This window comes from Streptomyces sp. NPDC098789 (assembly GCF_044759975.1).
GTDB lineage: Bacteria > Actinomycetota > Actinomycetes > Streptomycetales > Streptomycetaceae > Streptomyces.
On the sequence record NZ_JBIWAJ010000006.1, the window covers coordinates 242847 to 269290 of the forward strand.

Annotated in this window: 24 protein-coding genes; 4 read left to right on the forward strand and 20 right to left on the reverse strand. The window is 72.4% G+C overall.

The annotated features are described in order from the left end of the window. From ACIQWR_RS15720 to ACIQWR_RS15740, 5 genes are read right to left on the reverse strand one after another with little or no spacing between them, the layout of a single operon-like run. On the reverse strand, positions 1-1668 hold the full coding sequence (locus tag ACIQWR_RS15720) for an AMP-binding protein (RefSeq protein ID WP_404009037.1): 1668 nt from the start codon (positions 1666-1668) through the stop codon (positions 1-3). Next, positions 1665-2060: a nuclear transport factor 2 family protein gene (locus ACIQWR_RS15725; protein ID WP_404009040.1), complete on the reverse strand. Its 396-nt coding sequence runs from the start codon at positions 2058-2060 to the stop codon at positions 1665-1667. Before ACIQWR_RS15725 ends, ACIQWR_RS15720 begins: the two co-directional genes overlap by 4 nt. Beyond that, positions 2057-2323 carry an acyl carrier protein gene (locus ACIQWR_RS15730; RefSeq protein WP_404009043.1) on the reverse strand — a complete coding sequence of 89 codons (267 nt, stop codon included), beginning with the start codon at positions 2321-2323 and terminating at the stop codon, positions 2057-2059. Before ACIQWR_RS15730 ends, ACIQWR_RS15725 begins: the two co-directional genes overlap by 4 nt. Continuing rightward, the gene (locus tag ACIQWR_RS15735; protein WP_404009046.1) at positions 2311-4740 is read right to left on the reverse strand and encodes an aminotransferase class I/II-fold pyridoxal phosphate-dependent enzyme; all 2430 of its coding nucleotides are present in this window, start codon (positions 4738-4740) and stop codon (positions 2311-2313) included. The genes ACIQWR_RS15730 and ACIQWR_RS15735 overlap by 13 nt, the downstream gene beginning before the upstream one ends. Then, positions 4737-5501, reverse strand: coding sequence for a class I SAM-dependent methyltransferase (locus tag ACIQWR_RS15740; RefSeq protein ID WP_404009049.1), 765 nt, complete (start codon positions 5499-5501; stop codon positions 4737-4739). The genes ACIQWR_RS15735 and ACIQWR_RS15740 overlap by 4 nt, the downstream gene beginning before the upstream one ends. A gap of 659 nt (positions 5502-6160) precedes the next feature. Here ACIQWR_RS15740 and ACIQWR_RS15745 point away from each other — a divergent pair. Then, entirely contained in the window at positions 6161-6469 is a 309-nt protein-coding gene (locus tag ACIQWR_RS15745; RefSeq protein WP_404009053.1) for a LuxR C-terminal-related transcriptional regulator, read from the forward strand. Between the two features lie 400 nt (positions 6470-6869). Continuing rightward, a complete protein-coding gene (locus tag ACIQWR_RS15750; protein WP_404009055.1) occupies positions 6870-7763 on the forward strand; it encodes an LnmK family bifunctional acyltransferase/decarboxylase in 894 nt (297 codons plus the stop codon). A gap of 95 nt (positions 7764-7858) precedes the next feature. Here the strand turns inward: ACIQWR_RS15750 and ACIQWR_RS15755 are convergent, their stop codons facing one another. The 10 genes from ACIQWR_RS15755 to ACIQWR_RS15800 all read right to left on the reverse strand — a co-directional run bounded on the left by ACIQWR_RS15755 (position 7859) and on the right by ACIQWR_RS15800 (position 18835). Continuing rightward, positions 7859-8764 carry a phosphatase PAP2 family protein gene (locus ACIQWR_RS15755; protein ID WP_404009058.1) on the reverse strand — a complete coding sequence of 302 codons (906 nt, stop codon included), beginning with the start codon at positions 8762-8764 and terminating at the stop codon, positions 7859-7861. Next, positions 8761-9999: a mannosyltransferase family protein gene (locus tag ACIQWR_RS15760; RefSeq protein ID WP_404009061.1), complete on the reverse strand. Its 1239-nt coding sequence runs from the start codon at positions 9997-9999 to the stop codon at positions 8761-8763. Before ACIQWR_RS15760 ends, ACIQWR_RS15755 begins: the two co-directional genes overlap by 4 nt. Positions 10000-10363: 364 nt before the next feature. Then, the gene (locus tag ACIQWR_RS15765; RefSeq protein WP_404009064.1) at positions 10364-11362 is read right to left on the reverse strand and encodes a TIGR03842 family LLM class F420-dependent oxidoreductase; all 999 of its coding nucleotides are present in this window, start codon (positions 11360-11362) and stop codon (positions 10364-10366) included. A 28-nt stretch (positions 11363-11390) separates the two neighbouring features. Beyond that, positions 11391-12791: a dihydropyrimidinase gene (gene hydA / locus ACIQWR_RS15770; protein ID WP_399260280.1), complete on the reverse strand. Its 1401-nt coding sequence runs from the start codon at positions 12789-12791 to the stop codon at positions 11391-11393. A 58-nt stretch (positions 12792-12849) separates the two neighbouring features. After that, entirely contained in the window at positions 12850-14103 is a 1254-nt protein-coding gene (locus ACIQWR_RS15775) for an aspartate aminotransferase family protein (protein WP_404009385.1), read from the reverse strand. A 38-nt stretch (positions 14104-14141) separates the two neighbouring features. After that, positions 14142-14984 (reverse strand): nitrilase-related carbon-nitrogen hydrolase, encoded by an 843-nt coding sequence (locus ACIQWR_RS15780; protein ID WP_404009067.1) that lies wholly within the window; start codon positions 14982-14984, stop codon positions 14142-14144. Between the two features lie 212 nt (positions 14985-15196). After that, positions 15197-16618 (reverse strand): UL36 very large tegument protein, encoded by a 1422-nt coding sequence (locus ACIQWR_RS15785; protein ID WP_404009070.1) that lies wholly within the window; start codon positions 16616-16618, stop codon positions 15197-15199. 54 nt (positions 16619-16672) lie between these two features. Then, positions 16673-17053, reverse strand: a complete 381-nt coding sequence (locus tag ACIQWR_RS15790; RefSeq protein ID WP_404009072.1) for a PPOX class F420-dependent oxidoreductase — start codon at positions 17051-17053, stop codon at positions 16673-16675. A gap of 9 nt (positions 17054-17062) precedes the next feature. Beyond that, the gene (locus ACIQWR_RS15795; RefSeq protein WP_404009075.1) at positions 17063-18421 is read right to left on the reverse strand and encodes an alginate lyase family protein; all 1359 of its coding nucleotides are present in this window, start codon (positions 18419-18421) and stop codon (positions 17063-17065) included. A 162-nt stretch (positions 18422-18583) separates the two neighbouring features. Continuing rightward, positions 18584-18835 (reverse strand): helix-turn-helix domain-containing protein, encoded by a 252-nt coding sequence (locus ACIQWR_RS15800; protein WP_404009077.1) that lies wholly within the window; start codon positions 18833-18835, stop codon positions 18584-18586. A gap of 78 nt (positions 18836-18913) precedes the next feature. On the opposite strand from ACIQWR_RS15800, the gene map reads away from it, so the two are divergent. Continuing rightward, complete coding sequence (map, locus tag ACIQWR_RS15805; RefSeq protein WP_404009080.1) at positions 18914-19681, forward strand: type I methionyl aminopeptidase; 768 nt, start codon at positions 18914-18916, stop codon at positions 19679-19681. 99 nt (positions 19682-19780) lie between these two features. On the opposite strand, the gene ggt is transcribed toward map, so the two are convergent. Then, positions 19781-21589 carry a gamma-glutamyltransferase gene (gene ggt / locus ACIQWR_RS15810; RefSeq protein ID WP_404009083.1) on the reverse strand — a complete coding sequence of 603 codons (1809 nt, stop codon included), beginning with the start codon at positions 21587-21589 and terminating at the stop codon, positions 19781-19783. A 128-nt stretch (positions 21590-21717) separates the two neighbouring features. Between ggt and ACIQWR_RS15815 the strand changes: the two genes are divergently transcribed. Then, positions 21718-22443, forward strand: coding sequence for a hypothetical protein (locus tag ACIQWR_RS15815; RefSeq protein ID WP_404009087.1), 726 nt, complete (start codon positions 21718-21720; stop codon positions 22441-22443). On the opposite strand, the gene ACIQWR_RS15820 is transcribed toward ACIQWR_RS15815, so the two are convergent. The 4 genes from ACIQWR_RS15820 to ACIQWR_RS15835 form a co-directional block, all read right to left on the reverse strand. After that, positions 22403-23689: a cytochrome P450 gene (locus tag ACIQWR_RS15820; protein WP_404009089.1), complete on the reverse strand. Its 1287-nt coding sequence runs from the start codon at positions 23687-23689 to the stop codon at positions 22403-22405. The genes ACIQWR_RS15815 and ACIQWR_RS15820 overlap by 41 nt on opposite strands. An 80-nt stretch (positions 23690-23769) precedes the next feature. Next, the gene (locus tag ACIQWR_RS15825) at positions 23770-24291 is read right to left on the reverse strand and encodes a hypothetical protein (protein WP_404009092.1); all 522 of its coding nucleotides are present in this window, start codon (positions 24289-24291) and stop codon (positions 23770-23772) included. Then, a complete protein-coding gene (locus ACIQWR_RS15830; RefSeq protein ID WP_404009095.1) occupies positions 24288-25733 on the reverse strand; it encodes an ATP-binding protein in 1446 nt (481 codons plus the stop codon). The genes ACIQWR_RS15825 and ACIQWR_RS15830 overlap by 4 nt, the downstream gene beginning before the upstream one ends. Before the next feature lie 7 nt (positions 25734-25740). Beyond that, positions 25741-26421 carry a response regulator gene (locus ACIQWR_RS15835; RefSeq protein WP_399260304.1) on the reverse strand — a complete coding sequence of 227 codons (681 nt, stop codon included), beginning with the start codon at positions 26419-26421 and terminating at the stop codon, positions 25741-25743. Positions 26422-26444 lie beyond the last annotated feature (23 nt).

The following is a 26444-nucleotide window of genomic DNA, read 5'->3' on the forward strand; positions in this document are numbered from 1 at the left end:
TCACCGAACACTGTTGCGCGGGGCAGGGGTGCAGGGCGTCCACGTGCGCGTAGTGAGGGTGGGCAGGGTGCCCGCGCGGTACGCCTCGGCGATCGCGGCGCGTTTGATCTTTCCGCTGGTGGTGACGGGGACGGCGCCGTGGGGCACGGTGACGAGTTCGTCGATCGGAAGTCCGGTGGCCTTGGTGATCCGTTGGCGGAGTCCGTCGTCCTCGGCCTCGTCGGCGGGAGTGCTGCCGCGCCCCTCCCGGACGACCACGATGCGGCCGAGGTGTCCGAAGCACGCGACTCTGCTCCGTCCCTGCCGGGATTCGGCGCGGACGACGGACTCGATGTCGTACGGGAAGCGGTTCTCGCCGTGAAGGATGATCACCTCGTCCTGCCGGCCGAGGATCACCACCTCGTCCTCCACGAGGTACCCGACGTCGCGCGTGTCGTAGAAGCCGTCCTTCTCCAGCGCGTCGACCCTCGTGCCGTCGATGTAGGAGCTGGCGGACATACCGGGACCGCGCAGTTTGATGGTGCCGGCCCGGCGGCCGGGCTCGGCATCGATGCGGGCCTCGTAGCCTTGGAGGAGTCGGCCGCCGGTGACCACTTCGGTGCCCTCGAAGTCTTCCGTGCGAAAGCCGGTGCCGGGGACGGAGAGGCTGACCGCGCACGTCGCCTCGGCCAGGCCGTAGCCGGAGCACAGGGCGGTGTCGGCCAGCCCGAACTCCGTGTAGGCGGCGTTGAAGCGGCGCATGCTGTCGGCGTTGACCGGCTCGGAGGCGATGGTCAGGCGGCGCAGCGAGCTCATGTCGATGCCGTGCAGGGTGGCGTGGGGTTTGTTGCGGGCGTTGACCAGCCATTCCAGGGCGAAGTTGGGCATGAGCGCGTGTGTGGCGTTGTGGTGCGTCGTGAGCCGGAGGAAACCCAGCGGGTCGTAGAGGAACCGCTGGGGAAGGGTGAACACGGCGTCGATCCCGTGGAAGAGCGCGGTGAGCAGGCTGGTGACCAGCCCCATGTCGTGGTGCAGCGGCAGCCAGCTGGCGACGACGTCGGTGGGGCGCACGTCCAGACCGCGTCCTGTGGCGTCCAGGTTGGCGAGGAGGTTGCGATGGGTGATGACGATGCCCCTCGGTGCGGCGGTGCTGCCGGAGGTGTACTGCACGTAGGCGTCGTCGTCCATGGCGGGCAGGAGCCAGTCGGCGGTGGCGCCGGCCGCCAGCTGCTGTGCGGCGGAGCGGCCGAAGTCCGCGTCGCGCCGTTCGGCGAGCCAGGGGAACGTGCTGATGTCGCATTCGGCTGGTGAGGTGGGGCCGACCTCCTCCAGTTCCGCGGGGGTGCAGATGAGTCTGCGGTGGTGCGGGAGGAGGGGGCGCAGACGTGCCAGGAAGGGTCCGGACCCCTTGAGGACCTGTCGTGGGGGGAGGGGGACGGGTACCGCGCCATGGAGCATGAGTGCGAGGTAGGCGCAGATGAAATCGATGGTGGTGTGGACGGTGATCAGGACCGGCTCGCCCCGTCCGACACCGAGTTCGCGCAGTGCGGGAAGGTACGATGCGGCCCGCTCGGCCAGGGCCTGGTGCGTGAGGGTCTCGGTGACCTCGTCGGTGATCGTCAGGGTGCGGTCCGTACGGGCCGCGATGCGCTGCCAGGCGTCTGCCGGGGAAGAGAACGGCCCGGTCACGACCAGAACCCCTCGACGTCCGCCGGATCGGAGTAGAACTCGGCGAACCGGACGATCTGTCCGTCGGCGACGGTGAACAGGATGGCTACGCGGGTGTCGATGTCGTGGCCGTGACGGTGGCCCTTGGAGCGGTCCACGGCGATGACCCGGCCGTGCAGGTCGGAGAACACCTCCTGGAGTTCCACCGTCAGCGTGCCGTCGGTGGCCTCCACGGTGGCCCGGAGGTTGGCCAGGACCGCGGCCGCGCCGTGGAAGACGCCGGACCAGGGGTGGGTTCCTGGGACGTACTGCTCGACGTCGGGGTGCAGGAGCTCGTGGAGCTCGTCGAGGTCGCCCTCGGCGAAGAGCGTGTAGACCCTGCGTACGAGTGCGAGATCGGCGTTGCCGCTCATGGCCGTCGGGTTCCTTCCGTCGGTTTCGGGGTGGGGAGAGGAGCGAGCCAGACCTCCACGAAGGCGTAGAGGTCGCCGACGGTCCGGATGCGCTGGGCGTCCCTGAACGAGATGGCGATGTCGTGCTCGTCCTCGAGGAGGGTGATCAGCCGGAACAGCTTGAGCGAGTCGAAGCCGAGGTCCTCGACGAGCATCTGGTTGGCGGTGATGCCGCGCCGGGTGTCGAGGATGTGCTGGATGGTGGTGTTGATCAGCTCCCGCATGCCGGCCGTTCTCCTGGTCGTAGGTCCCGCACGAGTTCGCCGAACACCGCGAGGGCGCGGTCCAGGTCCTCCCGGCGGTGGTCGGCCAGGTAGCTGGTACGAAATCCCGACCGCTCCTCCGGTACGGCGGGGGGTGCCACCGGGTTGACGTAGACGCCGGCGCGCATGAGGCGGAGGTAGCCCGCGTGTGCGAGGGTCGGGCTGCCCAGGACGACCGGCACGATCGGCGTGCCGTGGAAGGACGCCTGGTAGCCCAGCCGTGCCAGGCCGTTCGCCATGTGGGCCGCCGCGGCGAGCACCCTGTCCCGACGCTCGGGCTCGCGGCGGCTGACGTCCAGGGCCGCGTGGGTGGCGGCCACTGCGGCGGGGGGCAGGCTGGCGGAGAAGATGTGGCCGGCGCCGTTGTGCCGGATGTGGTCGATCGCCGCTCGATCACCGACCACGAACCCGCCGATGGAGGCGAAGGACTTGCTGAAGGTCCCCATCACCACATCCGTTCGGTCGAGCAACCCCAGCGCGGCGGCGGCGCCGCGGCCGTCGGGGCCCAGGACCCCGAGGGCATGGGACTCGTCGACGTAGAGCCGGCAGCCGTGTCGTTCGGCGAGGTCGGCGATGGCCGTCAGGTCCGCGACGGTGCCCTCCATGCTGAAGACCGCGTCGACCACGATCAGCCGCCGCCGGCCTTCGGTGCGGCGCAGTACGTGTGCGAGGTGGTCCATGTCGTTGTGCCGGTAGACGGTGAAGTCCGCGCCCGAGAGCCTGGCGGCGTCGAAGAGGCTGCGGTGGTCCAAGGCGTCGAGGACGATCAGGTCCCCGGACTCGCACAGTGCGCTGAGCGCGGCCAGGTTGGTCTGGTAACCGGTCGAGCAGAGGGCGGCGGCCGGCTTGCCCAGGAACGCGGCGAGGTCCTCCTCAAGCCGGGTGTGCAGATCCAGGGTGCCGTTGAGGAGCGGCGAGCCCGAGCACCCGGTGCCGTACCGTTTCACCGCCTCGCTCGACGCGGCGACGACCTCGGGATGAGTGGCCAGGCCCAGGTAGGAATTGGTGCCCAGCAGCACGATCTCGCCCAGCTCCTTGCTCTCGATCGTGGATCGTTGCGGGCCGGTGAACTCCGGGTAGAAACCGTAGACCCCGCCGAGTTTGAGGCCGGTGTACTTGTGCTGGCGGTCGAACTTGCGGAAGACGTCGTGCGTCGGCAGCGAGTCCTGGTCGAGCCGTACGCGCTCCTCCCACCGGGAGAACTCCGACGACATCTCCTCCGGCAGTTCGGGCCGCTGGATGTTGTGTGCCATCAGCCGCACGAGGGTCGCTGTGTGCACGGGGTCGGTGCGATGGCGCAGAAAGTAGATGGTCGGTTCCACCCGGGCCCCGGGGATCGACAGTTTGGTGGTGTAGTTGGTGATCCCCATTTCCACCCGCCGCTTCCCGCGGCTGATGGCGTCCTGCAGGCTCAGGAGGATTCCGGCGCGGTAGAGGTTGGCCTGCCGGTAGTGCTCGAAGTCGCGGTCGATGCCCCACTCCAGCAGGACGTAGTCATCGCCCTGATCCCAGGCGGTGAGGAGGAACGCCACAGGGGTGCCGTGGTGTCGGAACAGCCACAACCTGCTGCGGCCTTTCAAATGCCGTGAATAGCTTTCGAAGAACTCCGCGTTGAGGTCCTCGCGCTGGTACTCCTTGGCGCCCGCCATCACATTGCGCCACAACCGCGCCAGGACCGGCGCGTACGCGGCGTACTCCTCGTGCTCCTCCACCTCGATGCCGAACCGCTCACCGAACCGGAGCGCTACGGTGAGCTTGCCGCGTTGTCTGCGGGGCAGTTCGGCCAGCGCATCGGCGAGGGAGGGCCACCGGATGTCGATGCGGACGCGGGAGAAGCCCAGCGCCGGGCGGAAGCCCTGCGGCCGCAGGACGTCCAGGCAGCGCTGGTAGTGCGCCGGTGTCACGTCCCGGATCATCAGGAAGTCCGACCCGTCCGTCTCCGCCAGCTCGGCCATCCGCTCGGCCACCGCCGCCAACACGGGCTCCAGATCCCCGTCGCCGCGCAGCGCCAGCGGGTCGCTGAGCATCGTCAACAGGCCACATTCCAGGAACCGGAAGGCCATGAAGTCGGGGAACCAGCGCTTGATCGTTGTTCGTGAGGCCGGGGTCAGCTTGCGGTCGGTGGTGGCCAGGTCGAAGCGGACGCCGTAGACGTTGGCCCGGCCCAACGCTTGCCCGTCGGCGGTGTCGGCCGTCAGGTAGTAGTGCCGCATCTCGTTGACACCCGACTCCTCCACGGGGCACAGGAAGTCGTAGCCCAGTCCGGTGGGCATCCGGCCCGGGATGGTCCAGGCTTCCGGGGGGAGTTCGCGCAGGCTTCGGTAGGTGCGCAGCCGTAGCCCCGACGGTTCGGATTCCGTCGGGGCGGTCGGGGTCACGTCGGCTCCCCGGCCAGCCGTGCTCTCACGATCAAGGCGTGCGGCCGGGTCAGGTAGTTGTCCCAGAACCCCGCCCCGTACCGGTCGAGGCCGGTCCGGGACACCCGCGGGCGACTCCACGAGATCTCGGTGAATCCGGCGAGCCCGAGGGCCGCCTCCATCGCCTCCCCGCTCCAGTAGTGCGCGGTGACCTCGAAGACCATCGCGCCCTGGTCGACGGAGAGTACGACCTGGTCTCCCTCGTCTCGCCGCCCCGGCGTGCTCAGCGAGAATCCATAGGCGCGGTACCAGTCCGGCTCGTCGCAGAAGTCCGGGTTCAGTACCGCCGTGACCAGCCGCCCTCCCGGCCCCAGCGCCCGGGCGAGACCTCGGCACATTGCCTCCAGATCCAGTCTGGAGCGTGCGTAGGGCAAGAGATACACGGCCAGCACCAGGTCCACGGCGAGTCCCTGGGCCTCCCCGATGTCACCGGCCCGGTAGTCGATGCCCAGCGGTTCCGCCTTCTCGAGTCCGCGGGCCACCTCCAGCATTCCCTCGGACGCGTCGACACCCACCACCGGGCCGGCGCCGAGCCGGGCAGCCAGTCGCGCGTAGACGCCGGTCCCGCATCCCGCGTCGAGCACTGCGCACCGGCGGACCTCGCCGATGGCCGCCAGCATGCTCGGGATCTCCAGATGGGCCCGGAACAGCCCTTGTGCGGACTCCTCGTACTCCGGGCCGAGGGCGCTGAACTGCGCATGCTCCAAAGGGACATGGCTCATGGATGGATCAGTCCTTTCGCGTGGCAGGGCAGAGTCCCGCAACGGACGGAGTGTGCGTGGGGTGGCGCTCACGTGGGGCGCAGGGCAGACGGGGTGCGCCACCGTCCGACCATGGGCCGCAACGTGCGCGAAAGGGAGAGGATCGTGGAGGCGCCCGGCGCGGAACGGGCGTGCATCAGGTGTGTGTTCACTCGGGGACGCCTCGTCCGGAGTGACACCCCACACACAAGCACCAGCGACGCGAACCCGCCAGGGAGCGCACAGCGCATCCGCGGCCGCGATTCGCGCACTCCGCGCGAAATCGCGCGCCCCCACGCTCGGAGTCCGCCTTGCCGGGGAGCGGCTCACCAGCAGGTCAACAGGGCTCTGCGGGCGGGGCCAGGAGCGGCCCTGAAGGTCGGCGCGACCTGCGGGAACACCAGTGCGGTACTCATCGGCAGCCGCGTCGACGGCTCGTGGAGATGCACCCCTGGTGGTTATTGCGTTTGCGGCCGTCCAGCGCTTCCATCGGCACAGGCGCCCTCCCCGCCAACCAGCCCAAGGAGTCCTGGGAGCCGTACCACCAGGCCGGAATCGGCCAGCGGCCGGAGCGCGCGCCGTGGCGACGTCCGACATCCGTCCGCTGGAGGAGCCGAGCCGTCTGAGAGATCGGAACGCCCGTGCATGCACCCTCCCCCGCGCCCACTCCGGAAGAGACTCCGTGCGGCCATTGCTCCAACGAGGTTCTGCTCGGCCGGCTCCTGGCACTGAGCACTGCCCTGCACCAGGAGATCCTGCGCGCTGTCGAGACCGCCGTTCCAGACGAATGCACCGCCACGAAGGCGTCCCGGCCCGAACCGCTCCCGGGCGGCGGGCGACCCTTGACACCCCGGGAGCAGGAGGTCCTGGACCTCGCGGTCCAAGGCCTGCCCAACCGGCTCATCGGACGCTCCTTGGGCATCTCCCCCCCCCCCCCCCACACACCGTGAAGATCCACATCAAGTCGCTCATGGTCAAGTACGCCGTGCGGAGCCGCGGGGAATTGGCCCACCGCATCCTGGCCACATCACCCCGGCTGGAGGACGAGTGATGCCGGGCACCGTCGCGAGCTCGCCGCAGTGCGGGGCTGCGGGTGCGGGCTAGCCCGAAGAGAGGAGGTGACCTGAAGGACGCCGGAAGGAATCCTGGGGCCGGACAGACAGGTTCAGCCCCACGGGCCCCCGAGTCGGCGCGCGGGGCACCGGAAGCACACCGCCCGGCCACATCACCCTCGCACCTTCTCGCCGCAGAAGGGTGCCGCGCGGTGCGTGCGGCCGGCCGGCCGCAAGCCCACACCTGGAGCACTCAATGCTCGCCTCGCCGCATCCGCCCGACATCACGTTCCGACAGGTGGCGGTCTCACCGTCCATGTGCGGCCAGACCTCGCTGTTCGCCGCGCGGATCGGAGACTGGACCTGGGAGGCCGTCAGCAAAGCGTGCGACATCGACGTGCTGACCGCCACCAGTCCTGCGGGACATCCCGCCTACCTGTCCTTCTATTCCTATCGGCTCATAGGGAGCCGCGCGGTGTACCCCACCCGATTCACCTTCGGGGACCGGCTGGCCGTCAGCTCCCGGGTCTTCGGTCTGGGCGGGGAGTCGGTCCTGACCCTGCACCGAATCGCCTCGGCAGGGCAGGCGCGGCAGGACGACGGCGCGGGCCCCGTTCAGCTCGAGGCTTCGGAAGCCTACGAACACCCCGACCCGGACTGCCTCTACGTCGAGAACGTGAACAGGTGGGTCAGCCGGGCCGGGGCCACGGGCAACACCGCCCTGGTCCGAGGATCTCCGGCCGGCTTCCGGCAGGACCGCCTCCCCCGGCTCCCGCCGCAGTACTCCCCGCGCGCCCTGTGCGCCGCAGCCCGTAGGACCGGAACACTGGCAACGGGCCTCCACGAATGTCATGAACGCATGGGCAAGCCGTTCGAGACGCACTATCGGGTGGACCCCGTACGGGACCTGAACGGTGCGGGGCTTCTCTACTTCGCCACGTACTTCTCCATCGTGGACTCGGCCGTGTTCGCCGCTTGGAGGGCCATGGGGAGACCGGACCGACAGTTCGCGCGCAGGAGGATCATCGACCAGCGCCTCTGCTACTTCGGGAACGCCGACGCGGGGAGCGCGCTCGCCATCGCGGTGACCACGTACCGGTCGCGGACGGACCCGCTCGGCGAGATGACCGATGTGAGCATCCGTGACGATCGCTCCGGGCGCCTCCTGGCCCTGAGCCTCCTGCACCAGTAGAAGTGCCGGGGGTAGGGCGTGCGGCCGGACCCTGTTCCTCAACGGTGGCTGCACCACCCGCTGACTCCATCTCGCCCGAGGCTGCGGGTGAGCGGTCATCCGTCCCCGGCGCCGAAGGACAGCCCGCGCGTGAGGGCCAGCAGGGCGAGACCGGTCGAGGCTCCGGAGGCACAGGCCAGCCCCAGGCCCCCGTGGTAGGTGGAGACCAGTCCGGGAACACCGGCCTGGAGCAGCGCGGCGCCCGCTCCGACGGCCGCCAACACGGCCAGCGGTACGACGAGTACGCGCCGCCGGCCGTCCTCGCGGGGCCGGGCGGCTCGCACGTGGCCCGCGACCCCCAGCAGCAGCACGGCGAGCGCCGCCGTGCCGAGCGCGAGGAGGTTCCCCGTGACGACGTCCGAAGGCCGGTGCCAGCCCGCCACTACGGTGCACGCCCCCATGGCGACGGCCCAGGCGAGCACGGGACCGCCCACGAGTGGCCGCCACCGCCCCGCGGGCGTGACCAGCAGGGCCGCGGCCGCCACGCTCATGGCGATGGCCGAGTGTCCGCTGGGCAGCGAGTTGTGGACGGGGGCTCCGTGGCCGATGTCCAGCAACGGCCGGGTCAGCAGCGTGCCCTTGAGGATGCGGGCGGCCAGTGCCGTGGCCACCACGCTTCCTCCTGCCACGGCTGCGAGCAGGTAGCGACGCCGGATCACGCCGACGGTCACGACGGCGACGACCGCCACCCCGAGCGACCCCGCCGTGAGCGTGCCCAGGGCGTGCTCCACCGCGGCCGTCGGACCCAGCCGGCCCCCACCTCCGCTCAGGAGCACGGCGTTCTCCCACCGCTGACCGCCGGACGTGCGGACGGCGATCAGATAGGCGGCAACGGCGAGGGGCAGGGCGACCGAGAGGGCGCACCGCCCCCGAAGCCGCGCCGATCGCGGGGCCGGGGCAGCCGCGCGGGACACGGCCGCTACGCCCGTCCAGCGGCTGCGCGTGGGGGCCTCTCCGTTCAACCGGCCCACCGTCCCGACAGGAAGGTGAGCGCGAACACGGTGCTCAGGGGGGCGGCGACGCAGAGATAGGCGGTCTTCAGCCATGGCCTGCTCAGGCTCAGCGCCGCCAGGGCGATCCACAGCGGCCACCACAGGAGGCCGGCGCGCAGGACGGACATGTACCAGTAGGACGTGCCCAGCGCCCAGAGACTCAGGCCGATGTAGCCGGCCTCGGGCCAGCGACGCCGGTGGAGCAGGAAGCCGACCAGCAGCACGCCGATGACCACCGCGGCGAGTTCGGCCTGGAACATGAACGCGTATCCGGTGGGCCGGGACCCGCCGAAGGCCGCCCGCCAGGTGTTGGCCCAGGCCTCCCAGGGGGCGTGGAAGGTGCGGTCCCAGCCTCGTTGTTCCGCGTGGTTCCAGGCCATCCAGTCGCCCGTGCGCTCGTACAGGTAACAGGTGTGGACGGCCACCGGCAGCGCGGGGAGGGCCAGCCAGGGCAGGGCTCTCCACTGGGGGCGGGAGCGGGCCGTGACGGCGAAGTGGAGGACGACTGCGGCCGCGAGGAAGAGCCCGCTGACGCGTACCGTCGTGGCGAGGGCGGTCAGGGTGGCGGCGAGGGGCCAGTCGCGCCGCTGGGCGGCGAGCCACGCGGGCAGGGCGAACGCGAGGAAGAGCGCCTCCGTGTAACCGGCGGCCAGGAACACCGCGCACGGCGAGAGCAGGAAGAACAGGACGGTGCGCCGGTCGGCCGGCGTTCCCGGCAGGTACGACCGGGCGATCCGTGCCAGCGCCAGAACGGCGACGCCTCCCGCGACGAAGGAGATCAGCAGTCCGCACGCGGTCCAGTGCGGCACGACGGTGTGCACGGCGCGCAGCAGGAGCGGGAAGCCCGGGAAGAACGCCTCCCGGTTGTCCCAGCCGCTCTGCCAGGGCCCCGCGTGCCCCGGGAAGTAGCCGTCGCGGGCGATGTGCAGGTAGTGGTGCCAGTCCCACCGCTCGAACGGTGCGAGGACGGACCCGGCGTCCCGGGTGGCGGAGGTGGCCGGGAACAGCCACCGGGCGCAGTAGGCGGTGACCCAGACGCCGACGCGCGTCAGGAGATAGAGCGCCAGCACGTCCCGGTCCGCCGGTGACAGCCGCGGGACCCGTCGGAGCGGGACCCTCTGCGGTGCCGGTGGTTCCCGAGGCGTCCGGGGCGGTGCGACCGTGTGGGCCTCGGGACGCAGCGCCTCGACGGGGGCCATGGGCATGCGGGCACCTTTCGAGCGGAGCGGCGGAACCCCCGTAACCCTGCCCTGACCGCCGCACCCGTCCTGCCGCCACAGGACCCTCCCGACGGGTACTTCGGCCCGCTCCCGCCACCGGCCCGCCTCGGCCGAAAGAACGACCGGGCCCACGAACGACCTGGCCAGCGGCCCAGCGGCCGCGATCACTCGGCCACCGACCGCCGGGACCCCGGCACCGGACCGTCACCATTTGCTCATAAAGGCGGCCGTGCGGGCGGTGCGGAGAGGGCCTGGCCCGTCGGCCCCTTCGACGTGTCGGCTGCCCGAAAGCCGTCGGCAAGCGGCTACCGGGCCGGCCTCCGGGCCGGCCCGGCGCCACTGTCGAGGGTCAGCCGAACGACGGGATGATGTCGGAGCCGTACGCGTCGATCACGGCCTCGCGGGCGTCGTGCATGGCGTAGAGGGCGAACTGGTCGACGCCCAGGGCGCGCAGGGCGCGGAGCTTGTCGATGTGGGCCTCGGCCGGGCCCAGGAGGCAGAAGCGGTCGACGATCTCGTCGGGGACGAAGTCGGTGGAGGGGTTCCCGGCGCGGCCGTGGTGGCTGTAGTCGTAGCCCTGGCGGGACTTGATGTACTCGGTGAGCGCCTCCGGCACCAGGCCGGAGTGCTCGCCGTAGCGGGAGACCAGGTCGGCGACGTGGTTGCCGACCATGCCGCCGAACCAACGGCACTGGTCGCGGGCGTGGGCCAGGTCATCGCCCACGTAGGCGGGCGCCGCCACGCAGATGGTGAGGGAGGCGGGGTCGCGGCCCGCCTCCACGGCGGCCTGGCGGACCGCCTTGATCATCCACTCGGTGAGGAAGGGGTCCGCGAGCTGGAGGATGAAGCCGTCCGCCTTCTGCCCGGCCAGGGCCAGGGCCTTCGGCCCGTACGCCGCCATCCAGATCGGCAGCTTCCCGTCCGTGATCCAGGGGATGCGGATCGGATTGCCGTCGACCTGCGCCTCGCGGCCCTCCGCCAGGTCCCGGATGACGTCCATGGCATCGCCGAGGCGGGCCAGGGTGTTCGGGGCGCGGCCCGCGACGCGCATGGCGGAGTCGCCGCGGCCGATGCCGCAGACGGTGCGGTTGCCGTACATGTCGTTGAGCGTGGCGAAGGTGGAGGCGGTGACCTCCCAGGTGCGCGTGCCCGGGTTGGTGACCATCGGCCCGACGTGCATCCGCTGGGTGTTGGCCAGGATCTGGCTGTAGATGACGAACGGTTCCTGCCACAGGACCGCGGAGTCGAAGGTCCAGCCGTAGCGGAAGCCGTTGCGCTCGGCGCGCTTCATGAGGCTGACCACCTGGGAGGCGGGCGGGTCGGTCTGGAGGACGAGGCCGAAGTCCATGCGGGGACTCTCCTTACAGGTGCTGGCCTTACAAGTACTGGCAGGTGGAACGCGGTACGAAGGCCCCGTGGCCGGCCCGGCCGGTGTACTCGCGCCGGTCGACGACGAGTTCGCCGCGCGAGAGGACCGTGTCGACGCGTCCGGTGATCCGCCTGCCCTCGTACGCCGAGTAGTCCACGTTCATGTGGTGCGTCTCGGCGGAGATGACCTGCTCGGCGTGCGGATCGTAGAGGACGACGTCGGCGTCGGAGCCCGGCGCGATGGTGCCCTTCTTGGGGTAGAGGCCGAACATCCGGGCCGGGGTCGCACACGCGATCTCGATCCAGCGGCGGCGGCTGATGTGCCCGTCCAGGACGGCCTGGTGGAGGAGGTCCATGCGGTTCTCCACCCCCGGCAGCCCGTTCGGGATCTTGGAGAAGTCCCCGCGGCCCAGCTCCTTCTGGCCGCGGAAGCAGAAGGGGCAGTGGTCCGTGGAGACCACCTGGAGGTCGTTGGTCCGCAGCCCCCGCCACAGCGCCGCCTGGTGCTCGCGGGGGCGCAGCGGGGTGGAGCAGACGTACTTGGCACCCTGGAAGTCGGGCTCTTCGAGGTTGTCGGTGGACAGGAAGAGGTACTGCGGGCAGGTTTCGCCGAAGACCGGCAGGCCCTTGTCCCGGGCCGCCGCCAGCTCCGCGACCGCCTCCTCGGCCGAGACATGGACCACGTACAGCGGGGAGCCGGCGACCCGGGCGAGGGCGATCGCGCGGTGGGTGGCCTCGGCTTCGAGGAGCACCTTGCGGACCTCGCCGTGGTGGCGGGGGTCGGTCTCGCCGCGGGCCAGGGCCTGTTCGACCAGGACGTCGATCGCGATGCCGTTCTCGGCGTGCATCATGATCAGCCCGCCGTTGTGCGCGGAGCGCTGCATGGCGCGCAGGATCCGCCCGTCGTCGCTGTAGAAGACGCCCGGGTAGGCCATGAACAGCTTGAAGGAGGTGATGCCCTCCTCGACGAGGAGGTCCATCTCCTTGAGGGTGCCCTCGTTGACGTCGGAGAGGATCATGTGGAAGGCGTAGTCGACGGCGCAGTTGCCGTCGGCCTTCGCGTACCAGGTGTCCAGTCCCTCGCGCAGGGACCGGCCCACGCTCTGGACGGCGAAGTCCACGATGGTGGTGGTGCCGCCCCAGGCGGCGGCCCGGGTACCCGTCTCGAAGGTGTCGGAGGCGGCGGTGCCGCCGAAGGGCAGCTCCATGTGGGTGTGGACGTCGACGCCGCCGGGGATGACGTACTTCCCGCTCGCGTCGATCGTCCGGTCGGCCGTCCACGCGGCGGCGGCCGCCGAGCCGTGGGCGGCGAGCGCGGCGATCCGGCCGTCCTCGATCAGGACGTCGGCGTGCAGCTCGTCGGCGGCCGTGACGACCAGGCCACCGGTGATCAGGGTGCGGTGGGGCATGTGGCCCTCCCCCGTCTGTAGTTGCGGGCGGTCTACGTGCCTGGCTGGACCAGATCGTCTAGTCGAGGGTGCGCAGGGCCTGGGCGAGGATCTCCGCGCCCTCTTCCGCCTCGGCGACCGTCAGGGACAGCGGTGGTGCGATGCGCAGCACGCTGGTGTTGTAGCCGCCGCCCTTGCCCAGGAGCAGCCCTCCGGCGCGGGCGGCCTCCAGGACGGCCGCGGCCGCCTCCGGGTCGGCCTGGTCGGTACCGGGTTGCGTCAGTTCGATGCCCGCCATCAGCCCCCGGCCGCGCACCTCCCGTACGGCGGGCACGCCGGCGGTGACGGCGCGCAGCCGTTCCAGCAGCAGGCCGCCGACCCGGCGGGCATTGCCCTGGAGGTCGTGTTCGAGGAGGTAGCCGAGGTTGGCCAGGCCCGCGGCCATGGTGACCGGGGACCCGCCGAAGGTGGAGATGGAGTTGGAGTCCAGGCAGTTCATGATCTCGCCGCGGGCGACGACGCCGCCGATGGACATGCCGTTGCCGATGCCCTTGGCGAAGGTCAGGATGTCCGGCGGACCGTTCTGGGCGTGGGCCTGCCAGCCCCAGAAGTGCTCGCCGGTACGGCCCCAGCCGGTCTGCACCTCGTCGCTGATCCAGAGGATGCCGTGCCGGTCGAGGACCTCGCGGAAGGCGCCGTAGAGCCCGTCGGGCGGGGAGGTGAACCCGCCCACGCCCTGCACCGGTTCGGCGATCAGGGCGGCCACCTGGCCGCGCGCCTGGCCGAGCACGTCCTCCAGGTCCGCGAGGGCGGCGTCGGTGAAATCGGCGTCGGACAGCGCCGCGAAGGGCCCGCGGTGGCGCACCGCGCCGTGGACGTAGTACGTCTGGAGCGGCGAGAGGCTGGTCGGGGACCAGCTGCGGTTGCCGGTGATGGAGACGGTGGCGAAGGACCGGCCGTGGTAGCTGTTGCGCATCGACAGGACCTGGTTGGAGCGGCGGTACGTCGTCGCCAGCAGCAGGGCGGTGTCGTTGGCCTCGGTGCCGGAGGTGGTGAAGAAGACCCGGGCGTCGGGGATGCCGGACAGGGCCGCGACCCGCTCGGCGAGTTCGACCATCGGCCGGTTCAGGTACAGGGTGGAGGAATGGATGATCCGCCCGGCCTGGTCGGCGACGGCCTTGGTGACCTCGGGGAGGGCGTGGGCGGTCATGGTGGTGAGGATGCCGCCGAAGAAGTCCAGGTAGCGGTTGCCGTCGGCGTCCCAGACGTGGCGGCCCTCGCCGTGCGTGAGCTCGATGGGGCGGTCGTAGTACAGGGCCAGCCAGTCGGGCATGACGGCCTGGTGACGGGTGTGGAGCGGGATCGGGTCGGTCACGGCTGTACGAGCCCTCCGTAGGCGTCGGGGCGGCGGTCGCGGTAGAAGGCCCACTGGTCGCGGACCTCCTTGATCAGGTCGAAGTCGAGGTCGCGGACCAGGAGTTCCTCCTCCTTGTCGCTGGCGACGTCTCCGACGAACTGACCGCGCGGGTCGACGAAGTAGCTGGTGCCGTAGAAGTCGTTGTCGCCGTACTCCTCCTGGCCGACGCGGTTGATGGCGGCGACGAAGTACTCGTTGGCGACGGCGGACGCGGGCTGTTCCAGCTGCCAGAGGTGGCCGGACAGGCCCCGGGAGGTGGCCGAGGGGTTGTAGACGAGCTGGGCGCCGGCCAGGCCGAGGGCGCGCCATCCCTCCGGGAAGTGGCGGTCGTAGCAGATGTAGACGCCGACCTTGCCGACGGCCGTGTCGAACACGGGCCAGCCGAGGTTTCCCGGACGGAAGTAGTACTTCTCCCAGAATCCCTTGACCTGCGGGATGTGGTGCTTGCGGTACTTGCCGAGGTAGCTGCCGTCGGCGTCGATGACGGCCGCGGTGTTGTAGTAGAAGCCTTCGCTCTCCCGCTCGAAGACCGGCACGACGATGACCATGCCGGTCTCGCGGGCGAGCTCCTGCATCCGGCGGACGGTCGGGCCGTCCGGTACGGCTTCCGCCCAACGGTAGTGCTCGGGCTCCTGTACCTGGCAGAAGTACGGGGCGTTGAAGACTTCCTGGAACCCGATGATCCGCGCGCCCTGGGCGGCGGCCCTGCGGGCGTGCTCCTCGTGTTTGGCGATCATCGACTCGGTGTCGCCGGTCCAGGTGGCCTGGACCAGCGCGGCGCGGACGAGGTGGGCCATGAGCTGCTCCTTGCGACGGGACGCCGGCCTCTACGCACGTAGACGGTGTGCGTAGGGAGTCGAAAGTAAGCCTCGTCACACTCCGGGGCAAGACCACCGCGCACGGTTGGCCGAGACGATCAACATAGGTCGCGCGGTGGTCGATTGTGTTCAGCCAGGGCCGCAAGTCGGACAGGGAGGCGCGAGGGCCGGGAGGGACGGGCGCCGGGGGCTCAGCCGGTGGGGGCGATTTTGGCCACCCGGAAGGCGCGGACGAGATCCCGGTGGGCGGATCCGGCCAGCCCGCGGGCCGCCGCCAGCAGCCTCGGTGCGAACCAGCGCGGGTCCCGACGCGCGAGGGCGGCCGCCTCCTCCGCGGTGCGGACCCGGACGAACGCCGTCAGCAGGGCGTCGGCCTCGCGGGAGCGACCGGCCGCGCCGAGCGCGAGGGCCGCTTCGGCGATCTCCGGGGCCGGGCGGGCGGCGCCCTGGCGCAGCAGCCGCTCGCAGTCGGCGGTGCGGCCGGCGTCGCTCAGGGCGGCGGCGAGGGCGGCCAGCCGGTCGGGGGGCAGCGAGGCCGCCTCCCACAGCAGGGTGGCCCAGTCGGCGCCGAGCCCGGCCCGCTCCAGCTCCCGGGCCAGCCCGGCCAGCAACGCCGCGTCCCACCGGGCGGCCTCGCACAGCAGTGCGTGCGCCTCCCCGGTCCGCCCCCGCCCCCGCAGCTCGATCAACTCGGCCACGAGTACGGGCGTCCCCGTACCCGCACCCGTCCCGGGCTCCGCCGCGCCGCGCCCCGCCTCCGGCGCCCCCGCGCCGCCGGGCGCGCCGGCCTCCGTACCCGGCCGGCCCGCCCCCTCCGTACCCGGCAGCCCCCCGGCAGCCGGGTAGCCGAAGCGGGCCCCGCTCGGGGCCGTGGGGTGGAGGGCGTCCGGGGCGTCCGCCAGCCCGGGCGGGGCCGCGACGGCCGCCGCCGCGGCGTCCTGCGGCGCCGCTCCGGCGAACCGCGCCCCGCCGCTGCTGCGGGGCCTGCGGGCTCTGCCGCGCCCGCCCGGGGCCGGCGCGGCGGCCACGGACCCGGCCACGGACCCGGCCACGGGGGCCGCCGCCGGCTCCGCCGCGGGCCTGACCACCGGCGGCCGTTGGCGCGGGACGGCCGGGAGCGGGGGCGTCAGGGCGGTCAGCCGGTCGGCGAGGTCCGCGCAGCGGGAGGCGGCGCGGGCGAGGTCGTCCCGGGTCCAGGACAGCTCCCGGGCCAGCCCGGCGGCGGCCGCCGGGTCGGCCGCTCCGGGCAGCCGCGCGGTCAGGTCGTGTACGGCGGCCTCGGAGATCCCGCGCTGCGCACCGGCGGCCGCGAGCAGCACGCGCAGTTCCGCCTCGCCGCCGGGCTGCCGGTCGTGGGCCAGGACGGCGGCGGCCCGCAACCGGGCCGCGTGGCCGGCCCGTTCGGCCGCGTACTGCGCGCCCGCCAGCTCCACCAGGTCCTGGAGCAGCGATTCCACGACGTCCCACGGCGGTATCGCGTCCCCGTCGAGACAGGCCCGCATCCCGTCCGGGTCCCGCCGCAGGAACTCCCCGTACCAACCCGCTCCGGGATCCAGGGATCCCGTCAACACCCTGAGATGTGCGGCCAGTTGTGTGATCGCGGTCGAACTCACCGTATCCATCCCCGCATTGGAACCCACCCGTGTTACGGGCGGGCTACGGGAATCTCAAACCCTGACGGCGATCCCGGTGTGGGGACGCTTCCCGCCCCGGGCGAGCAGTGCGGGAAGGTCCACCGCCCAGTACTGCCAGGTGTACTTCTTGGCCAGCAGCTTGCGCACCCGGTTCAGGGTCGCGTCGTCGAGCAGCCGGGCCTCCCCCTCCAGCGCGGTCGCGCCCTGCGGGGAGCGCCCGCGCACGTCGCAGCCGATGACGGAGACCCGCCCGTTGTTGCGGATCCGCTTGACCTTCCAGGTGTCGCTCTTCGTCCAGATGTACACCTCGCCGCCGTCCACCACGAACCACACCGGCGTCGCCACCGGCGTCCCGTCCTTGCGGTAGGTGGTGAGACTGACGTACCGGGACCGGGCCAGCTCCTCAAGAGTCATGGCCCGAGACTAGGCGGTCCCCTCTGGAGCCCTGCTCGGAGCCGTGCTCGGAGCCGTGCTGGAGCCCTGCTCGGAGCCCAGTTCGCCGGACACCCCCTGGTCGACCACGCCGTCCCCCGCGCCGCCGTCCTCGCCCCGTGCGTCCACGACCGGCCCCCGGCCCGCCGCGGGCGCCTCGCCGTGGGTCAGGGTCTCCCAGGCGACGAACAGGTCGTCGGTCCCGGCCGGTCGCATCGCCTCGACCAGGCGGCGGGTGTACGGGAGGTCCGCGCCGGTCCGCGTCGCGTAGTGGTGCAGGGCCACCTCCAGGTCCGGGCCCATGGTCCGCTCGACCTTGCCGCCGCAGAGCCACTGCGGGGGCTCCTCGCCCAGCTGGTACTTCGCGTGGAACTCCAGCGCGGCCTTGATCCGGTCGCCCTCCTCCCCGTAGAGGTCGACGCCCTGGTACCAGGCGGTCTCGGCGATGTGCGCGGACGCGGCCAGGGAGTAGCCGACGTGCATGAGGTTGCGGCAGGTCTCCTGCGCGACGCCGTCGACATAGGTGCCCTGGTCGAACCAGTACGCCTTCACCTTGGCCGGGGTGTCGATGCCGGTGTGCGCGGGACCGATCGGATGCGGACCGTCCTTGCGGAGGTAGAAGTACGCCGGCACCCGCGTGCGGAATCGTTCCAGCGACTCCTTGAAGACGGCCTGGTCCTCCAGGAAGACGGCGATGGACAAGGAGGCGTCCGTCATCGCCAGTTCCCAGTTGCCGTTGTACGTCGGCACCTCGGACCGCACCGCGGGCAGGTAGGCCGTGCGCAGCATCTCCTTGAACCGGTCGACCTGCGACTTCTCCCAGTTCGGGTAGTCCGCGTGGACGATCTCGGCGGCCCGCGCCCAGGTGGAGCCGGACCAGGCGGCCTGCAGCCCGCCGTTGTCCTTCTCGTGCCGCTTCATCCGCGCGGACCAACCGTCCATGATCTCGACGGCCTTGCGGACGTGCGCCGTCCGCCCCGTCACCGACCACAGCAGCGCGTGGGTGTAGGCGGCGATGGCGTCCTGGCGTTCGTCCAGGCAGGACTGCGGGCCCGAGTTGAAGGGGCAGGGCACCACGTCGGCCGGGTGGGCGGCGTAGGAGAGCGAGGCGTACTTGCTCCGCAGCAGGTCCTGGTAGGCCGTGCGCCAGGGCTCCTTCCCCTCCGCGACCATCTTCTTCGCGTGTTGGAGCTGGGTGTGGCTGACGACGACGCCGGGGTGGCGGAAGACCACGTCGCCCGGCTGCTTGGCATGGGCCCGGCCGTCGGGTGCGGCGCAGGCGGCGAGCAGCAGTCCGCTCGCCAGCAGGGCTCCGACGAGTCCGAGACCGAGTCGCTTGGATGCGTTCATGGCTGACACGCCTTCACGCTTGCCCCGCGCCCGGCTCCTCCCACCGCCGATTGGGCCGTTCGGCGGACGAAGACGTCCCGTCGGGCCGGACGAAGGACCGCCGGGCGAGGACCAAGGACCGCCGGGCGGGGATGAAGGACAGCCGGGTGGGGACGAAGGACGTCAGGCGGGGACGAAGGCGCAGCGCCGCATCAGGTCGTCCATCGAGAGGCCGAGGGCGGTGGCGAGGGCGGCGACGGTGAAGAAGGCGGGCGTGGGGGCCCGGCCGGTCTCGATCTTGCGCAGGGTCTCGGCGGAGAGCCCGGCGGCCGCGGCGACCTCGACCATGCTGCGGCTGCCGCGCGATTCGCGCAACAGGGCGCCGAGGCGCTCGCCGCGCTCGCGCTCTTCGGGGGTGAGGGGGGTGCGGACCATGCGTCCATGCTACCCCGCCACCCCATTTCTATACCGTTACAAGTATCCCGGTATAGAAATACCGGTATAGTAATGGGCATGGTGGAACTCAAGACGGAAGAATCGATCGATGCGATGCGCGAGGCCGGCCGCGTGGTCGGCCGCGCCCTGGCCGCCGTGCGCGCGGCCGCCGACGTCGGCGTGTCCCTGCGGGAGCTGGACGCGGTGGCCCGGGAGGTGCTGCGCGAGGCGGGGGCGGGCTCGCCCTTCCTCGGGTACCGGCCGCGGTTCGCGCCGGTCCCCTTCCCCGCGGTCGTGTGCGCCTCGGTCAACGACGCGATCGTGCACGGCATCCCCGACGACCACCGGCTGCGCGACGGTGACCTGGTCAGCATCGACTGCGGGGCGACCCTGGACGGCTGGGCCGGCGACGCGGCGGTCAGCTTCACCGTCGGCCGGGCCCGGCCGGCCGACCTCGCCCTGATCGCGACGGCGGAGCGGGCCCTGGCCGCGGGGATCGCGGCGGCCGTTCCCGGGAACCGCATCGGCGACATCGCCCACGCGATCGGCAGCGTCGGCCGCGCGGCGGGGTACGGCATACCCGACGGCTTCGGCGGCCACGGCATCGGCCGCGCGATGCATGAGGATCCGGGCGTGCCCAACGAGGGCCCGCCGGGGCGCGGCATGAAGCTGCGCCCCGGCATGGTCCTCGCGATCGAGCCGATGCTGATCGCCGGCGGTACGGACGACTACCTGACCGACGGGGACGGGTGGACCCTGCGGACCGTCGACGGCAGCCGGGCGGCGCACGCGGAGCACACCGTCGCGATCACCGCCGCCGGCCCGCGGATCCTCACCGTCCCGTAGGACCGGTGGGCGCAGGCCCCGCAGGCCCCGCAGGACCCGCAGGACCCGCAGGACCCGCTGGCCCTGCTGGCCCCGCCGCCCCCGCGCCGGCACGTACCCCTACGGGCGCCCGTGCGGGCTGACGACCATCGCGGCGCCGCCGCCGCGCCGGGTGGTCTCGGCGGCCGCGAGCCAGCGGCCGTCCGGGAGCCGCTGGACGCCGGTGGCGGCGCCGATCTCCGGGTTCTGCCGGAACCCCTGCCCCAGGGCCTCCAACTGGCCGCGGACCGGGCTGTTCCACAGCCCGGGCTCCAGCTCGGTGGTGGTCTGGTTGCGCTGGCTGGCGCGCGGCGCGGCGATCGCGTCGACCAGCGGGAGCCCGCGGTCCAGGGTCCCCACGAGGGTCTGGAGCACGGTGGTGATGATGGTGGCGCCGCCCGGGGAACCCACGGCCAGGACCGGCCGCCCGTCCTTCAGGACGATCGTCGGGGACATCGAGGAGCGCGGCCGCTTGCCCGGGCCGGGCAGGTTCGGGTCCGGGACACCGGCGGCGGCCGGGGCGAAGGAGAAGTCGGTCAGCTCGTTGTTCAGCAGGAAGCCGCGGCCCGGAACGGTGATGCCGCTGCCGCCGGTGGATTCGATGGTGAGGGTGTAGGAGACCACGTTGCCCCAGCGGTCGGCGACCGTCAGATGGGTGGTGTTCTCCCCCTCGTAGGTGGTCGGGGCGGCCTTCCCGGTGGTGGCGCAGGGGGCAGGGTGGCGCGGGTCGCCCGGCGCGAGCGGACTGGTCAGCGCCTTGTCGGGCGAGATGAGGCAGGCCCGCGAGTCGGCGAACTCCTGGGAGAGCAGCGCTCGGGTCGGGACGTCCTCGGCGGCGGGGTCGCCCACCCACCGCCCGCGGTCGGCGAAGGAGACCCGGGAGGCCTCGATGAACCGGTGCAGGTACTGGGCCTCGGAGAGCTTCCCGAGGTCGCTGCGCTCCAGGATGTTCAGGGCCTCGCCGACGGTGGTGCCGCCGGAGGACGAGGGCGCCATGCTGTAGACGTCCAGGCCCCGGTAGTCCACCCGGGTCGGGGCCTGCCGCTTGGTGTCGTAGCTGCGCAGGTCACGGGCGGTGAGGTCGCCGGAGCGGACGATCCGGGTGGCGGCCGGGTCGACCGGGGGCTTGCGGACGGCGGCGACGATGTCGTCGGCGATCGGGCCGCGGTAGAGGACGCCGGTGCCCTTGCGGGCGATCTCGGCGTAGGTGGCCGCCAGGTCGGGGTTCTTGAAGGTGGAGCCGACCACGGGGAGCGCTCCCCCGGGCAGGAAGAGCTTCCTCGTGTCCGGGAAGTCCTTGAACCGGTCCTGGTTCAGCTCGGTCTGGGCCCGGAAGGTGGCGTCCACCGTGAAGCCGTCGCGGGCCAGCTTCTCGGCGGGGCGCAGGAGTTGGCCGAGCGGACGGCTGCCCCACGCGGTGAGGGCGGTGTCCCAGGTGTCGGGGGTGCCGGGGACGCCGACGCCGCGCCCGCTGGTCTGGCCCTGGTCGAAGGGGATCGGTACGCCGTTCTCCTGGAAGAGGGTGGCGGTGGCCGAGGCGGGGGCGGTCTCGCGACCGTCGATGGTGTGCACCCGGCGGGACTTCGCGTCGTAGTAGACGAAGTACCCGCCACCGCCGACACCCGCGGAGTACGGCTCGGTGACCCCGAGGGCCGCGGCGGTCGCGACGGCGGCGTCCACCGCGTTCCCGCCCGCGCGCAGGACGGCGATCCCGGCCGCCGAGGCGTCGGCGTCGACACTGGCCACGGCTCCGCCGTAGCCGACGGCGACCGGGGTCTTGGGCGGCGCGGCCGCGTCGGCGGCAGCGGCCGCGGGCGGGGCGGCGGCGGTCGCCGCGAGGGCCGCGGTGAGGGCGAACAGGGGTAACGCGCGTGCGGTGGGACGGCGCATCGAACCTCCACTTAAGGCAATGTGCCCGCGAGCCTAACGGCCGGCCGGCGCCGCGTCAGGAAGGCCCGGATTCCCGCCCGGCACCCGCGCCTGGCACGACGGCGAGGTCACCCCCTACGATCCGCCGCATGAACGACGACGTACGCAACATCGTGCTCGGGGTGGCGGCGACCGCCGTCAGCGGCGGTTTCGGCTGGTTCTCCCGTACGTACCTCTGGCGCCGGGCGCTGCGCCGCAAGCAGGCCTTCTTCGGGTTGCCGCCGGGCTCGGACTGCCTGTTCGTGGTGAACCGTCAGATGGGCGGGAACGAGGGCTCGGTGCACCGCAACGACGCCTTCGCGCTGCTGGAGATATCGGCGTTGATCAAGGACTGCGGGGCGAACGTGCAGATCGTCTCGCACGACGGGGTGCGCCAAGGGTTCGGCGAACGGGCCGAGTTCTGCGTCGGCGGGCCGATCTCCAACGTACGGACCACCGCCCACCTCGCCTCGATGCTCCCGGGGGTACGGGTGGACCTCACCAGCGAGCCCGGGCCGGACCGCGGCGCCATCCACGTCGGCGGCGAGGTCTACCGCTGGGAGAAGGGCGCGGTGGAGCACGTGCTGCTGGCCCGGCTGACGAACGGGCGGGGCGCCCGCCCGGTCTTCCTCATCTCCGGGCAGACCGCCATGAGCAACCAGGCGGGGGCCCGCTACCTGGCCCGCCACCACCAGCGCCTCGCGCGCACCTACGGTGCGGACTCCTTCTGCGTCGTGGTGAAGGTGGTCAACTCCGACGCCTACGGGCCGGACGTGGCCGAACTGATGGCGGACGTCACCCGCAGCGCCCGGACACCCGAAGCGGCAACCGCGTGATCCCGTTGATGAAGTTGGACACCAACCGCTTCGGCTCGCCGGTGAGTTCGGGTGGCGGCAGCGCCGCGCGCCATTCCTCGTGGAGCACCCGGAGCTGAAGCCGGGCGAAGTGCGCGCCCAGACAGACGTGCGGCCCGTCGCCGAAGGAGACGTGCGGGTTGGGCGAGCGGCCGAGGTCGGTGCGGCCCGGATCGGCGAAGACCCGTTCGTCGTGGTTGGCCGCGGCGTGGAAGACGACCACCTTGTCCCCGGCCCGGATCCGCCGGCCGGCCAGCACCGTGTCCCGGGTGGCGGTGCGCCGGAAGCTGAGCACCGGCGGGTGGACGCGCAGGAGTTCGTCCACCGCCCGGTCCACCGCGACCAGGCCGGCCGCGAGTTGTCGGCCGGCTTCGGGGGCGCGGGCCAGGGCGAGCAGTCCGCCGGGGGCGGCCGACCGTACGGTGTCGTTTCCGGCGACGGTGAGCAGGAAGAAGAACATCTCCAGCTCCCCTTCGACCAGTTCGGCGCGGGCCAGCACGCTCATGAGGTCGTCCGCGGGACGGGCCCGCTTGACCGCTGCCAGCTCGCGCGCGTAGTCGAACATCTCGCCGAGCAGCGCGGGCGAGCGGGGGTCCAGGGGCACCCCGTCGGGGCCGAGCCGTGGCGGGGGCGCGTCGTCGGGGTCCTGGTAGCCGATGATCCGTACGGTCCATTCCAGCAGCAGCCCCCGGTCGGCGGCCGGGACCCCCATCAGGTCGGCGAGGCCGAGCAGCGCGTATTCGTCGGTGACCGCGCCCACCACCTCGACCGAGCCGTCCACGGCCGCGTCGCGGGCGGCGGCCAGCAGGCCGCGGGCGCGCTCGCGGACCCGGCCCTCGAAGGCGTCGACCCGGGCCGGGGTGAAGGCGCGGGCGAGCATCCGGCGCAGCCGGCCGTGGTCCGGGGGGTCCTGGTTGAGCATGGTGCGCCGGATGAAGGGCAGGTCGGCGGGGGCGGGGTCGCGGATCTGGGTGGCCCCGAGGTGGGAGGAGTACGCGGCGTGGTCGCGCAGCACGCGCACCACGTCGGCGTGCCGGGTGACGGCCCAGAAACCGGGGCCGGCGGGCCAGCCCAGGACCTCCGGCTCGGCCTGCCAGGCCACGGGGTGGTGGTCGCGCAGGATCCGGTAGCGCGCGTGCGGGATGCCCGCGGCGTACGTCCGGGGGTCGAAGACGTCGGGGACGTCGGGGACGGCAGGGACGCTGGGGGCACCGGCGGCGTGGTCCATGGGGCCACGGTGACGGGCGGGCGCGGCGCACCGCAAGGGGGCGGGCCCGCTCCGCGGCCGGAGGTCGGCGCGCCGCCGGGTCAGCGCGCGAGCGGACAGCGGAGCGGGCTCATGGGCCCGTCCTCGGTCACCAGCACCACCTCGGACTTGGCCGAGGCGTCCAGCGAGACGGCGGCGGTGCACACCAGCTGGTCCTTGGCGGTGTCGGACAGCTCCGCGTCGAGGAAGTAGGGGAGCCGGACGGTCACCTGCTTCGCGCTGCGGTACTCGACGCGCACCGGCCCGACCATCTTGTCGGTCCGCGCCGGCAGCTCGGAGCTGAGCCCGGAGCCGCGCTCCTGGGTGCCGGGGCCCGACAGGAGGCGGCTGAGCAGCGCACCGGTGGACATGCGCGGGTCGCGCAGGACGCTCGGCGCGAGCCGCCCGTCGGGGGCGACGAAGTAGAGGACGTCCGCGCTCTGGGGCGCGGCGACCGGGACGTTCGCGGCCCGGCCGCTCTCGACCACCGCCGTCGGCTCGATCCCGCAACCGGCCAGCGCCACCGCGCCCACCAGGAGGAGGGCGACCGACGGCGCGCCGCGCACGCGGCTGCGGCGGCTCATGCCCGGGCCTCCAGCGGCATGTCCACGGTGAACACGGCGCCGCCGGACGCGCCGTTGGCGGCCCTGACCGTGCCGCCGTGCAGGCGGACGTTCTCCAGGGTGATGGCGAGCCCGAGCCCGCTGCCCGCCGATCGGGTACGGGCCGCGTCGGCCTTGTAGAACCGGTCGAAGATGTGGGGCAGCGCCTCGGGGGCGATCCCGGGGCCGCTGTCGGCGACCTCGACAGTGAGCCGCTCGCCCTCGGGGTGCGCCCCGGTGCGGGCGGTGATCCGTACCGGGGCGCCGCCGTGCCGCAGGGCGTTGCCGACCAGGTTGGCGAGGACCACGTCGAAGCGGCGCGGGTCGAGTCGGGCCCGGATGCCCTCCGGGAGGTCGGTGACCACCTCGTCCGCCCCCCAGTGCCGCCGTTCCAGGGTCTTGCCGACCGCCTCGGTGAGGTCGACGTCGTCGAGGTTGAGTCCGGCGGCGCGGGCGTCGAAGCGGGAGATCTCCATCAGGTCCTCGACCAGTACGGCGAGTTTGCCGGTCTCGGCGCTGATCAGCCGCAGCGCCTTCGCGGTGTCGGGGTCGAGGCGCTCGGCGTCCTCGTCGAGGACCTCGGTGACGGCGAGCATCCCGGCGAGCGGGGTGCGCAGCTCGTGCGAGACGTCGGCGGCGAACCTGCGGGCGCGGGCCTCGGCCTGCTGGAGCTCCTCGACGGAGCGTTCGAGGGCGCCGGCGGTCTCGTTGAAGGTCTGGGCGAGCCCGGCCAGCTCGTCGGCCCCCCTGACCTCGATCCGGGTGTCGAGGCGGCCGCGACCCATGCGCTGGGCGGCGGTGCGCAGGTTGCGGACCGGCCGCAGCACGCTGCGGGCGGCGAGGAGCGCGGGGACGAGGGCGACGGCGAGGCCGGGCAGGGCGCCGGTGCGCGCGGCGTCGACCATCAGGGCGACGGTCTGCTCCTCGTTGATCAGCGGCATGACGGCGTAGAAGACGGCGCCGGTGGGTTGGGTGAGGCCCTGGCGGGTGAAGACGGAGGGCACGCCGATGACCAGGTGGGCGCGGCCGTCGGTCTCGACCCGCTGGAAGGCGGCGTGCGGGTTGACCTTGATCTGGTTGCGCAGCTTCGCGCTGACCAGGGACGAGGTGACCGCTCCCTCGGGGTTGGAGGAGACCCGCAGGGACCCGTACTCGCCGTAGACCGTCCAGGCGTGCGGCTTGCCGCGCTTGCCCAGCTCGGTGACCTGGCTCTGGAGGCCGGTCCGGTCGATCGGCAGCGTCGTCCCCGTGCCCTCCAGCTGGTCGCGGAGCGTGGCCACGGCGGTGTCCTGGCTCTGGGTGAGGATCGCGGTGCGCGCCTGCCGGTAGGTGAGGGCCGCGGTGGACACGGCGCTGATCGCCGCGACGAGGAGGAAGGCGGCGATCAGCCGGCTGCGCAGGCCCAGGGGGGCGATCCGTCGCACGCGGGGCCTACAGGGGGCCGAAGCGGTAGCCGAAGCCGCGCACGGTCTGGACGTAGCGGGGGCTGCCGGGGACGTCCTCGATCTTGTTGCGCAGGCGCCGGACGCAGGCGTCCACGAGGCGGGCGTCCGCGTGGTAGCTGTGCTCCCACACGTATTCGAGGAGCTGCTGGCGACTGAAGACCTGCTCGGGCGAGGCCGACAGGTGCAGCAGCAGCTTGATCTCGCTGGGGGCGAGGGCGACGTGGCCGCCCTTCTTCGCGACGGTCAGTCCGGCCCGGTCGATGGTCAGCTCGCCGTGGTGCTCGGTGCCCTGGCGGCCGGCCGGGGCGGTGAGGCGGCGCAGTACGGCCTTGATCCGGGCCTCGATGACCTCGGTGCGGGCGGGCTTGACGATGTAGTCGTCGGCGCCCGCCTCCAGTCCGACGACGATGTCGAAGTCGTCGCCGCGCGCGGTCAGCATGATGACCGGGACCTGACTGGTCTCGCGGATGCGGGTGCAGACCTGGACGCCGTTGATGCCGGGCAGCATCAGGTCGAGCAGGACGAGCTCGGGCCGGAACCCGGCGAGCTGGGCGAGGCCCGCCTCGCCGGTCTCGGCGGCATGGACCTCGTGGCCGCGTCTGCGCAGGCCGAGGGCGACCCCTTCCCTGATGGAGGGGTCGTCCTCTATGAGCAGTACGCGTGGCATGCGGTCAGTGTCCCAGGTGCTTG

What these genes read in the sequence shown, in the direction of transcription:
- ACIQWR_RS15725 (WP_404009040.1), bottom strand. Translation starts at nt 2,060, where the DNA reads ATGAGCGGCAACGCCGATCTCGCACTCGTACGCAGGGTCTACACGCTC.
- ACIQWR_RS15730 (WP_404009043.1), bottom strand. Translation starts at nt 2,323, where the DNA reads ATGCGGGAGCTGATCAACACCACCATCCAGCACATCCTCGACACCCGG.
- ACIQWR_RS15740 (WP_404009049.1), bottom strand. Translation starts at nt 5,501, where the DNA reads ATGAGCCATGTCCCTTTGGAGCATGCGCAGTTCAGCGCCCTCGGCCCG.
- ACIQWR_RS15760 (WP_404009061.1), bottom strand. Translation starts at nt 9,999, where the DNA reads ATGCCCATGGCCCCCGTCGAGGCGCTGCGTCCCGAGGCCCACACGGTC.
- ACIQWR_RS15765 (WP_404009064.1), bottom strand. Translation starts at nt 11,362, where the DNA reads ATGGACTTCGGCCTCGTCCTCCAGACCGACCCGCCCGCCTCCCAGGTG.
- hydA (WP_399260280.1), bottom strand. Translation starts at nt 12,791, where the DNA reads ATGCCCCACCGCACCCTGATCACCGGTGGCCTGGTCGTCACGGCCGCC.
- ACIQWR_RS15775 (WP_404009385.1), bottom strand. Translation starts at nt 14,103, where the DNA reads ATGCCCGACTGGCTGGCCCTGTACTACGACCGCCCCATCGAGCTCACG.
- ACIQWR_RS15780 (WP_404009067.1), bottom strand. Translation starts at nt 14,984, where the DNA reads ATGGCCCACCTCGTCCGCGCCGCGCTGGTCCAGGCCACCTGGACCGGC.
- ACIQWR_RS15790 (WP_404009072.1), bottom strand. Translation starts at nt 17,053, where the DNA reads ATGACTCTTGAGGAGCTGGCCCGGTCCCGGTACGTCAGTCTCACCACC.
- ACIQWR_RS15795 (WP_404009075.1), bottom strand. Translation starts at nt 18,421, where the DNA reads ATGAACGCATCCAAGCGACTCGGTCTCGGACTCGTCGGAGCCCTGCTG.
- ACIQWR_RS15800 (WP_404009077.1), bottom strand. Translation starts at nt 18,835, where the DNA reads ATGGTCCGCACCCCCCTCACCCCCGAAGAGCGCGAGCGCGGCGAGCGC.
- map (WP_404009080.1), top strand. Translation starts at nt 18,914, where the DNA reads ATGGTGGAACTCAAGACGGAAGAATCGATCGATGCGATGCGCGAGGCC.
- ggt (WP_404009083.1), bottom strand. Translation starts at nt 21,589, where the DNA reads ATGCGCCGTCCCACCGCACGCGCGTTACCCCTGTTCGCCCTCACCGCG.
- ACIQWR_RS15815 (WP_404009087.1), top strand. Translation starts at nt 21,718, where the DNA reads ATGAACGACGACGTACGCAACATCGTGCTCGGGGTGGCGGCGACCGCC.
- ACIQWR_RS15820 (WP_404009089.1), bottom strand. Translation starts at nt 23,689, where the DNA reads ATGGACCACGCCGCCGGTGCCCCCAGCGTCCCTGCCGTCCCCGACGTC.
- ACIQWR_RS15825 (WP_404009092.1), bottom strand. Translation starts at nt 24,291, where the DNA reads ATGAGCCGCCGCAGCCGCGTGCGCGGCGCGCCGTCGGTCGCCCTCCTC.
- ACIQWR_RS15835 (WP_399260304.1), bottom strand. Translation starts at nt 26,421, where the DNA reads ATGCCACGCGTACTGCTCATAGAGGACGACCCCTCCATCAGGGAAGGG.